Annotated in this window: 10 protein-coding genes and 1 pseudogene; 8 read left to right on the forward strand and 3 right to left on the reverse strand. The window is 39.7% G+C overall.

Translation table 11 applies throughout. The annotated features are described in order from the left end of the window. Window positions 1-968 (forward strand): hypothetical protein (locus tag AC5JPT_RS13525; protein WP_493858495.1); only part of this gene is annotated, 968 nt, incomplete at its 5' end. Here AC5JPT_RS13525 and AC5JPT_RS13530 read toward each other — a convergent pair. After that, a pseudogene (locus AC5JPT_RS13530) lies at window positions 952-1,245 on the reverse strand (DNA cytosine methyltransferase); the annotation flags it as partial. The gene AC5JPT_RS13525 and the pseudogene AC5JPT_RS13530 overlap by 17 nt on opposite strands. 53 nt (window positions 1,246-1,298) lie before the next feature. Here AC5JPT_RS13530 and AC5JPT_RS13535 point away from each other — a divergent pair. After that, on the forward strand, window positions 1,299-1,745 hold the full coding sequence (locus tag AC5JPT_RS13535; protein ID WP_493858496.1) for a MerR family transcriptional regulator: 447 nt from the start codon (window positions 1,299-1,301) through the stop codon (window positions 1,743-1,745). 153 nt (window positions 1,746-1,898) lie between these two features. Here the strand turns inward: AC5JPT_RS13535 and repM are convergent, their stop codons facing one another. Both repM and mobV read right to left on the reverse strand, forming a co-directional pair. Further along, the gene (repM, locus tag AC5JPT_RS13540) at window positions 1,899-2,849 is read right to left on the reverse strand and encodes a replication initiation protein RepM (protein WP_084212265.1); all 951 of its coding nucleotides are present in this window, start codon (window positions 2,847-2,849) and stop codon (window positions 1,899-1,901) included. Window positions 2,850-3,365: 516 nt separating this feature from the next. Next, window positions 3,366-4,274 carry a MobV family relaxase gene (gene mobV / locus AC5JPT_RS13545; RefSeq protein WP_227502687.1) on the reverse strand — a complete coding sequence of 303 codons (909 nt, stop codon included), beginning with the start codon at window positions 4,272-4,274 and terminating at the stop codon, window positions 3,366-3,368. Window positions 4,275-4,726: 452 nt separating this feature from the next. Here mobV and AC5JPT_RS13550 point away from each other — a divergent pair, with 452 nt between their 5' ends. The 6 genes from AC5JPT_RS13550 to AC5JPT_RS13575 form a co-directional block, all read left to right on the forward strand. After that, the gene (locus AC5JPT_RS13550) at window positions 4,727-5,002 is read left to right on the forward strand and encodes a hypothetical protein (protein WP_087040377.1); all 276 of its coding nucleotides are present in this window, start codon (window positions 4,727-4,729) and stop codon (window positions 5,000-5,002) included. A gap of 90 nt (window positions 5,003-5,092) precedes the next feature. Continuing rightward, window positions 5,093-5,377 (forward strand): type II toxin-antitoxin system RelB/DinJ family antitoxin, encoded by a 285-nt coding sequence (locus tag AC5JPT_RS13555; RefSeq protein ID WP_025651143.1) that lies wholly within the window; start codon window positions 5,093-5,095, stop codon window positions 5,375-5,377. After that, window positions 5,364-5,630: a type II toxin-antitoxin system RelE/ParE family toxin gene (locus tag AC5JPT_RS13560; protein ID WP_015060936.1), complete on the forward strand. Its 267-nt coding sequence runs from the start codon at window positions 5,364-5,366 to the stop codon at window positions 5,628-5,630. Before AC5JPT_RS13555 ends, AC5JPT_RS13560 begins: the two co-directional genes overlap by 14 nt. Window positions 5,631-6,197: 567 nt before the next feature. Beyond that, on the forward strand, window positions 6,198-6,542 hold the full coding sequence (locus tag AC5JPT_RS13565) for a DMT family transporter (protein WP_490599153.1): 345 nt from the start codon (window positions 6,198-6,200) through the stop codon (window positions 6,540-6,542). Continuing rightward, complete coding sequence (locus tag AC5JPT_RS13570; RefSeq protein ID WP_493858497.1) at window positions 6,542-7,102, forward strand: TetR/AcrR family transcriptional regulator; 561 nt, start codon at window positions 6,542-6,544, stop codon at window positions 7,100-7,102. The genes AC5JPT_RS13565 and AC5JPT_RS13570 overlap by 1 nt, the downstream gene beginning before the upstream one ends. A gap of 15 nt (window positions 7,103-7,117) precedes the next feature. Next, a partial coding sequence (locus AC5JPT_RS13575) for a hypothetical protein (protein ID WP_493858498.1) occupies window positions 7,118-7,493 on the forward strand: 376 nt, incomplete at its 3' end.

The following is a 7,493-nucleotide window of genomic DNA, read 5'->3' on the forward strand; positions in this document are numbered from 1 at the left end:
CCAGTCGTGGCAACTATGATGTCAATATCGAAGATTTGACAGGCAAATCCTTTCTGTTCCAACTGGGTGGTCCCTTATCTTTGAAAATTCTCGAGGCAGCCACCCAAGAATCCCTCAGTGATATTAAATTTATTTGGCATCGCACAGTGCATATCTACGGGGATGAACTACCACCAACAGGTATTGCTGTGCGGATTTTTCGGTTGGGCGTAGCAGGCACACTGGCGTATGAGGTGCATGGGGATATCAGAGATGCTCCATTGGTTTATCAAGCCTTAATGGCAGCAGGACAACCGTTTAACTTAGTTCGTCTAGGGATGCGTGCTTATGGCATGAATCATACGGAAAATGGTTTTGCCCAAGCCTTTATCCACTTTTTACCTGCTTGGACCCAAGATGAAGACTTTATGGACTATTTAAATGGCAAATACGATGCTTTGCTTGCCAAACTGCCAGGCAGTGCAGGTGTCGATATCACCCGTCGTTATTTTAACCCTATCGATTTAGGTTGGGGGCATATGATCACCTTTGATCATGACTTCGTTGGCAGAGCCGCCCTTGAAGTTGTCATGCAGCAGCAAGCAAAAAAAATTGTAACGCTTGAATGGTATGCGGACGATATTAAAGATATCTATGCCTCTTATTTTGAGTCTGGTGAGTCTTTTGAGTTTATGGAATTCCCAGCCAATCCTATTTGGACAACGCAGAGTTCTATTGTTGTGGCAGATGAGGTACAGATCGATAATCGCAGTATAGGTATTTCAAGCGGACGTATTTATTCGTTTTATTACCGTCGTATGATTTCTTTGGCGGTTATTGAAACTGAGTATGCTATCGAAGGTACCACCTTAGAGGTTATCTGGGGTAATCCAGGCAAACGACAAAAAAAGATACGGGCCAAGGTGAGCCGTTTCCCTTATCTTACCCTACCTCGTAACCGTGATATTGATACTAAGGCGTTGCCTTGAAAGGCGGTTTTGTGTCAGCACAGAAAACAAAAAAATATGAAATATTGCTATCCATTCGCATTAGTCGCTGATAGTTAATTTGGGCTTCAATGGAATAGCCCTCAACATCTCCAATAGTTTCATTAGGCAAATCACCAATCGCCTGTTCACAGGTAATGAAGCTTTGTGTGGTAGGCTCTGGAAAACTAAAGGTTTTACTATTTTTTAGACCAACAGAACAAGCCCTACGTCTGTTTTGGGGTACACCATATTCAGAAGCCAATAGTATTTTATAGGTTGCGGTATAGTTATTTAAAACTAGATAAAAATTATATTTTTAAGGTATATGGTATGGAATCTGATACATCATTCTTATTAATAGGAGCTTTAGCAGCCCAAGCTAACACAACCAAAGATACTATTCGTCATTACGATGAGATGGGGTTACTGAAATCTCGAAAACGCCAAGCAGGATCACGCCTATACACTGAATTTCATCCTGAATGTATTGAGCGTATTAAAATGATTAAAGGCGCACAAGCTATCGGTTTTACTCTTAATGAATTTAAAAGACACCTAAATGATCATTTCAATGGCACTCTCAATATTGATAAAGATTTAATTACTATTTCCAAAAAACTTACTGAAGCGAAACGTCAAAAAACTGAGATCATCAATACTATTAACCAGCTTAGTGCTTGTTATACTATTTTAGAAGAAATAAAGTCAGAAAATATTGGCTTCATTTCTAACTCTGAATGGGGAAAACGAATAGCGGCGCATCTCTCCTTAACCTGAATCGCACCAATCACTAATAGAATATGTGTGGTAAGTACACCATGAAGTACACTGTGCTTATCTCAGCAAGTTAAAACGTTAATACCATTAACCCACAGTTTAGCGTTCAAGTCCTCACTAGGGAACCGAACCCATCTAACACACTCATCAGACCTAGTATTCAAGATATTCTTTGATAGGACGTTTATTAAACTGTGTAGGGTCTTTTTTAAGGCGGTTAATCATTTCAAATTCCCATCCTTGTTGTGACTGTCCAGCTAGGCTGGTAGGACTTACTAAATGATTGTATTCCGCCATAAAAGCAGGGTTACGAGCAATACGCCCTAGCTGCTTATCATTCAGTCCATCAACCGTGAACATATCTGCTGTACTGGCGTCGCGCTCCTTACTAACTACATCAGTCTTAGCTTTTGGCTTTTCATGAACAGTGAAAGTAAAACCTATAATTTTGCGTCCCTTTTTTACGTTCTCATATTTGACTTTAAGATCCGATTTTTTGTTAATCTCATCTGTAGCAAGGTCTAAAACACGTTTCTTAAAATCACACATCGCTTTGTATTCATTGATTCCTAGCCCCATCTGGTCTCTAAAAACCCCTATCTCAAAACATGGTGTTTTTTTAGCTGTGCGCCATTGCGTCAATAACTCATAAAGGCGTACTGAATAAACACTATCAAACTGTGTCGTTTGCTCTAGCAAATACGAGGTAAAAAACTGTTCTAAGCCATTGATACGGCTGATACCTTCTACAACAGCAAGAGTAAATACTATTTCTATTGCGCCCTCACCATCATGATATTGTACCTGCTGCAACCAACGGCTTTTAATCGGCTTACCATTATCATCAAGGTAGGTAAAACGTCTATTAAATAGGGTTTCTTCAGCTTCTTTCATGCGTTTATAGCCATTTTGCCGTGTAGTTTCAAATACCTCTGCATAACGAGTGGCATCAATTCGTAACGGCTTGTCTGTACTTAATCCTGTGGCTGTCTCTCTAGCATCAACTATGGCTAGTTGAATAATTCGCACTTCAGCCAATGATAAAGTTTGTAATGCCTGATTCAGTTGATTAGTTTTTACGACTAGGTTTTTTTTAGTGTGCATAACCATCTTATCCATAAGTATTTAATGACATATTACATTAAGTCATCTAAAGGTCAAATTATAAATAGTCCTTTAATGGTAACTAAACGTCCTTTAATGGGTAACTAAACGTCCTTTAATGGGTAACTAAACGTCCTTTAATGGGTAACTAAACGTCCTTTAATGGGGTCTGAAAGTCAGTAACAGTAAGGGCTACAGCGAGCTTAAAAGCTATTAAAAGCATTAAAAGCATTAAAAGCATTTTCTTATTTTTTTTACTAACTGAAAAGATAAAAGAAAAAAGCCCTAGTTACCTCGAAATATCAGAGGCTTTTTTGTTCTCTTTTGGATCAGATAATCGATCAACACTTTCAAAATTATTTATCAGTTTATTTTTGACTTCATCCAAAGCAGTAGGTTTTTTAAAATTTATAAATTTTTTAGCATTCTATTGATTTTATTTTTCTTTAACCTTAGTAATGAGGTATAGAAACCACTCTATATGCCTACGTAATTAGATTTAACAGCCTTCATTCTCTATTTTGATAGATACCTAGCCCTTTCATATTTAACTCTCTCTATGGCGATTTTACGGCTTTCTAGCTGCATTGCTTCATTCAATCTAGCGATTTCCTCTTGATTTAAACCTTGAATTGCCACTAGGTAAGGCTCAACACGTTTTTTAAGGGTGTCATAGCTCGCTTCCGCAACGTTTTTATCCAATCTAGCCTTCTCGTAGTCCATCAGGATGCTGTTTGCTGCCTTCACAGTGGGTTCTACTTGCTCAATAACGGCTATTGTGACCTTTTCCCCATATCTAGCCTTGCTTTCAAACATTTCAGGCTTAGGCGCTACGGTCGTAATACTAAAATCTCGCGCGTGATTGATGTCGTGGTAATACTCCTTGATGCTGGTATGTTTGGCTTTAGAGCCTTCCTTGCCCCTCGTTAGCCCTAAATCAGCGACCGTGTTGGCAAAATCGGTTTGCATCTGATTTAACTTAACCCTGCCGCCTAGAAAACCCTTACAGTTGAGCTTCCCTTTTTGGTCAATAGGAACGACATAAGCGACCAGCTGCGGTGTACTTATGTCCCGATGAATACTCATACCTGCAATATTTCCTTCTCCATGTTTATCCATGAGCCACTGAGCAGATCGCTTAAAAAATTCAGCTTCTTGGCTTTTTCCCCAACCTTCCCATTCAGGACTGGCGGTGATCAAATACTCAATACATAGCACCGCATCAGCGCGTCTTTTTTCAGGAAGTCGATCTTTTATTATCTGTTTGACGGCTTCAGGGGTAGCAACGCTATGATGATTTTTAGGGGTGAGGTTGGGGTCAGCATTGGGCGTTTCTATCATTCGGTAGCTGTGTGCAAGACTGCCACCAATGTTGCCCATCGTCTTTAATTTTGCCGTCCTCAAAATTGCATAGTTCATCGCCATTTTTTTCCTATAATTGAGTGTTATTTTACTAAAGTGTACTTACTACACCATAAATTCGCTTGTTAGGAAAGCGTGATTTTTGCAGCAAAAGGCGGTAAAAAAGGGCTATTTTTCACTGTTTTTCAACTTGGCTGTTTACAGATTGTAAACACCTTTTTTCTTTATAAATCAATAACTAAGAACGATTTTGTTTGCACTTTGCAAACACTTCAATTTCAATAAACCTAACAATATCAGCTATTTGGCAGTCCCTTTAGGGTGCGTATGGTGTAGTCATTAAATTAGGTAGAAAATAACGGGTCTTTTATCTGTCGTAAAATCTGCTACAAAAAAGGGATTATAAGAGCGTTACTTCTCGTCATTCACTGGCATAATCTTAGGCTGGTACAAACAACTTATTAACCTAAAAAAATCATCTGTAGCTACAGATGATTCTAGTAGCGGAGTTATTTATGAGCATGATCGGTGTATCAGTAGCTAGCAATAAAAGCCTTCAACTTGAAGCCACTCAAGAAGCCTACAATAGAGCTGTCGTGAAGCTTAATTTGCTGTTGATTGACGATAAAACACACGAAGAAGTGGTCAGAAGCAAGCTGTTTGAAGTCATGGATGAAAGAAATCAGCTGGGGAAGTACTCCACTTCTGATCTGTATGTCATGCAAAAAAGCATTGAGAAAACGGTTGATGATTTTCTTGCTGGATTAAATGAGCAGACTATTACCCCTTAGATTAGCGAGAAGGTAGAACGCTAAAGTTATTGAGGTTTAATCACCTTTCGCTTATATTGGGGGTACGAATATAAGCGAAAGGTGATTGCTATGACTACAACTAATTATAATATACGGCTTGACCAGGATCTGAAAGATAGGTCTTTCTCTGTTCTTGAAAGCTATGGTCTAACGCCTTCACAAGCCATAAGACTGTTCTTGAACCAAGTAGCCGATACTAATGCGATTCCTCTGTCTTTTGACTATCAACAACCTAAGCTCAACGCGCAAACACTTGCTGCTATTGCAGAGGTCGCGAGCGGTAACGGCACTAAGTACGATAGCTTTGGTGATTTGATGGATGAGCTAGAAGGCGAGGCTGATGAGATCCATTGAAGTATCCAGTCAGTTTAAGAGAGATGCCAAAAAGAATTATCTAAGCTTGCTCACTCCTGCATGGGGCGAGGTGCTTAATTGTTTGACGAACGATATACCGCTACCGGCTAAATACAAAGACCATGCGTTGACCGGCAATCATAAAGGGTTTAGGGATTGCCATATTAAGCCTGATTTGGTGCTTATCTACCGTGTTCAGAGCGATACGGTAGATTTTGTTAGGCTGGGTAGCCATTCAGAGGTGTTTGATTAGCCTGTTTTAAGTGGTTCCACAATGACAGTCTGTTTTGAGTAGTCTGTTAATAGGTTTTTGGAGTGAAATAGCTAGTTCCGCTGGGGTATACTCTATTCACAGACCTGATATCAATTTAGCTGAAGGTAAACCGTATATAGCAACTGTAAAACTTCTTAACTTTTGACCACTAGCCAAGTTCCTGCAAGTCCCATAAACGATGTGCCAGCTCAGTTGAAATTCTAACGAGATTTTGGGCTTTTTAATCATTGTCGAGCATAGCCTGCCATAATGACATATATCATTACACCAATTATTGCACATGTAAATATCAATGCAGGTAGTGTCACTACTTCAAGTCCCTTCAGGTTCTGTACAGGGAAAAACCAGTAATATACTTAAATAAAACAAGATGACTTAAAAGCTTTGCTTTCAGCTCATCAACTCAAATAAATCACTTAGCGTTATAATCTTTCCGGATTCTATGCTGACCCATTAAGGAAATTTAACATAAAAAATTCACAAATTTTATTATGTATACCAACCAGTTGGTATGTATAATAGGGTTTTTTCCTACTGGTTAATTTTATGAACTCGCTTTTATCCTATGCTGCTCTGTTTTTTGCCATCGTACTTGAAGTCATCGCTACCACGTTTTTAGGCAAATCTGAGCATTTCACTCGCCTTGTGCCGACTCTTATCTGTGGGGTATTTTATGCAGGATCATTTTTTATGCTGGCACAGGCATTACGCACCTTACCCATTGGCATTGCTTATGCAACTTGGGGTGGTCTTGGGATTATCTTAACAGTGGTTATTGGCGTCTTGGTCTTTAAGCAAAAACCAGATATGGCGGCCATTGTAGGTATTGCACTGATTGTGATTGGAGTAGTGGTGATTAATGGCTTTTCTAAAATGAGTGGACATGGCTAATGACTAACCTGAATAGACCTAAAAAAAACCCTGACATGGTGCGGCATCGCTTATTACAAAGTACCGCAAGTTTAATGACTACGCACGGCTTTGCAGGGGTAAGCATTGATAAGGTGGCAACTGAGGCAGGGGTCACTAAAGGGGCTTTATTTCATCATTTTCCCAATAAAAAGGCTCTAATTGAAGCTGTATTTGACCGTGAATTAGCGATGCTTGACAAGTTGCTTGACGACTTATTAGCTAAAGATACAGTCGATTATGGTCGTTTTACTAGAGCCTATATCCATGCCACTTTCTTTGCCTGTATTGATGATAGATTATCTTCAGCTTTGACATTTTCGCTGTGTGCTAGACCTGAGTTAGTTGAGCGTTGGGATGTGTGGATGGCAGGACGTATGGTGAAGCATCAAAAGACCGATAACAGCCTACAGCTTGAAGTAGCTAGAATGGCAGCCGATGGCATTTGGTTCACCCATTTATTACACGGCGGCAAGCTCACTGCCAAAAAAGATTTACATGCCCTTAAACAGCAATTACTTGAGATGACGCATGCTACTTAATGACGGGAGTCACCGATGAAGCAAGAGAATACTATTCCCTATAGCCCTTATATTCCTTTTTTTAAAGACGTTGCCGATTACAATGTGGCGTTTGGGCATCTTTATCCTTATCAATTTATGGACTGGAAAACAGAAGTCCTTTCATGGAAAGAGAGCTGCTACTTGCACGCTGGGCTAAATCCGCCAATGCCTGCACGCATCACAGGACCCGATGCATTAACATTGTTTCGCGATCATTGTATCAACGATTTTAGCCGATTTAGCGTTGGTGCATCAAAGCATGCCGTGATGTGTAACTATAAGGGTAATGTGATGGCGGATGGTATGCTGCTTCGCACAGAGGATAATGCATTCGTATCATATTTTTTATCGCCTTACCTAGAATACATTG

It is taken from the genome of Psychrobacter sp. H26 (assembly GCF_059073035.1).

Bases quoted from the DNA above. Each gene is read 5' to 3' on its own strand.
- AC5JPT_RS13555 (WP_025651143.1), top strand. From the start codon at position 5,093: ATGACTACAACTAATTATAATATACGGCTTGACCAGGATCTGAAAGAT.
- AC5JPT_RS13560 (WP_015060936.1), top strand. From the start codon at position 5,364: ATGAGATCCATTGAAGTATCCAGTCAGTTTAAGAGAGATGCCAAAAAG.
- AC5JPT_RS13570 (WP_493858497.1), top strand. From the start codon at position 6,542: ATGACTAACCTGAATAGACCTAAAAAAAACCCTGACATGGTGCGGCAT.
- AC5JPT_RS13535 (WP_493858496.1), top strand. From the start codon at position 1,299: ATGGAATCTGATACATCATTCTTATTAATAGGAGCTTTAGCAGCCCAA.
- mobV (WP_227502687.1), bottom strand. From the start codon at position 4,274: ATGGCGATGAACTATGCAATTTTGAGGACGGCAAAATTAAAGACGATG.
- AC5JPT_RS13565 (WP_490599153.1), top strand. From the start codon at position 6,198: ATGAACTCGCTTTTATCCTATGCTGCTCTGTTTTTTGCCATCGTACTT.
- AC5JPT_RS13550 (WP_087040377.1), top strand. From the start codon at position 4,727: ATGAGCATGATCGGTGTATCAGTAGCTAGCAATAAAAGCCTTCAACTT.
- repM (WP_084212265.1), bottom strand. From the start codon at position 2,849: ATGCACACTAAAAAAAACCTAGTCGTAAAAACTAATCAACTGAATCAG.